The 1,662-nt window shown below is 57.7% G+C and carries 2 protein-coding genes; both read left to right on the plus strand.

Features of this window, described 5'->3' with window-relative positions:
• Window positions 1–1,246: DUF935 domain-containing protein (locus E1189_RS02050; protein ID WP_196221051.1), on the plus strand; the 1,246-nt coding region annotated here is incomplete at its 5' end.
• A partial coding sequence (locus tag E1189_RS23115; RefSeq protein WP_230460023.1) for a phage head morphogenesis protein occupies window positions 1,243–1,662 on the plus strand: 420 nt, incomplete at its 3' end. The genes E1189_RS02050 and E1189_RS23115, both read left to right, overlap by 4 nt.

The following is a 1,662-nucleotide window of genomic DNA, read 5'->3' on the forward strand; positions in this document are numbered from 1 at the left end:
TGCCGAGTTTATCAAGGAGCAGCTACAGAAGATCGGATTTGACGATATCACCGACAAGATGCTCTATGGCTTGTTCTTCGGTTACAGCGTGGCCGAGTGCCTGTGGGCACAAGACGGAAACCGTATAGTGCTCGATCAGATCAAAGTCCGTGACCGTGCCCGCTTTGTTTATGATCATGAATACCGGCTGCGCCTGATCTCTCGCAACAACCCCAATGGCCGACTCTTGCCGGACTGTAAGTTCTGGTCTTTCAGCACCGGGCAGGATCACTCCGACAACCCTTACGGTCTGGGCCTTGCCCATTACCTGTACTGGCCCTCATTCTTCAAACGAAACGGTATCAAGTTCTGGCTGGTGTTTCTGGAGAAATTCGGCATGCCTACAGCCATGGCCAAGTTGCCACCGGGCAAGGCAGACGACCCACGGGAAAGAGAGAAAGCCCTGCGAGCCCTGAGCGCCATCCAGACCGACAGCGGTGTGGTTGTCCCGGATGACGTGGTGATTGATTTGCTGGAAGCGGCCCGCTCCGGCACAGCGGATTACAACACCCTCTGCTCCCGTATGGATGCGGCTATCAGCAAGATCGTATTGAGCCAGACCATGACTACCGATGATGGCAGCAGTCGCAGTCAGGCAGAGGTACACCAGGGCGTGGCGGACACGGTTATCAAGGCGGACGCTGACTTGTTGTGTGAGTCCTTCAACCAGCAGGTGGTGGCATGGCTGACGGCGTGGAATTTCCCCACCGCTAACCCGCCCCGCGTATGGCGTAACACCGAGCCGGAGGAAGACCTGAAGGCACGGGCCGAGCGGGACAACAAGATTGCAACCCTCGGCTATGAACCCACCGAGGAGTACATCCTCAGCACTTACGGCGAAGGATGGAAGAAGAAGAAGGAAGCCTCACCCATGCCACCCGCAGGCACCGGCGCACCGGTTCTGCCTGCAGAGTTCAGGGAGGTCAGTGACCTGACCCTTCACCGGGCTGGGCTGCGGGAAGACCAGCAGAGCCTTGTAGATGCAGCGGGTTTTCTGGCCTCCAAATACCGTGACCTGTACGGGAAACGAGTGGAGCAGTTGTTATCGTACATGGAAGAAACGGACGACCTCGAAACCTTCCGTGAGAAGCTGACGGAAATGATGGAGGACATCCCGGACGATAAAGCAGTGGAGACCGTGCAGAAGGCGACACTGTTCAGCCGTTTAATGGGGCTGATGCGTGGCCAGCGGAGTGACAGTGCATGAGGCTGTATAACTTCTTTGAAGCCAGTGCGTCCTTTGAGTTGGGGCCACTGGCGGCTATCCAGTACTTTCTGAACAAGGGACTCCGGCCCACCTTCGCATGGCAGGACATGGTGGCGCAGGAGCACGACGTCGCCTTCACCGTGGCCAAGATGCTCGATACCGATCTGCTGGCCCATGTGGACAAGCAGGTGGAGAAAGCCATCGTGCAGGGTACGACGCTGGCGGAGTTCAAAGAGCAGCTCATACCAACCCTTCAGCGGGCAGGCTGGTGGGGGCGTGGTGATGTTATTGATCCGGCGACTGGTAAGGTACTGGCAACGGATGCACAGCTCGGCTCGGCATGGCGACTGGAGACCATCTTCCGTAGCAACCTGCAGAGCGCATACTCGGTGGGCACGTGGACGCAAATCCAGCAG

The sequence above is a fragment of the Parendozoicomonas verongulae genome (genome assembly GCF_009711465.1).
In the GTDB taxonomy this organism is placed as follows: Bacteria; Pseudomonadota; Gammaproteobacteria; order Pseudomonadales; family Endozoicomonadaceae; genus Sansalvadorimonas; species Sansalvadorimonas verongulae.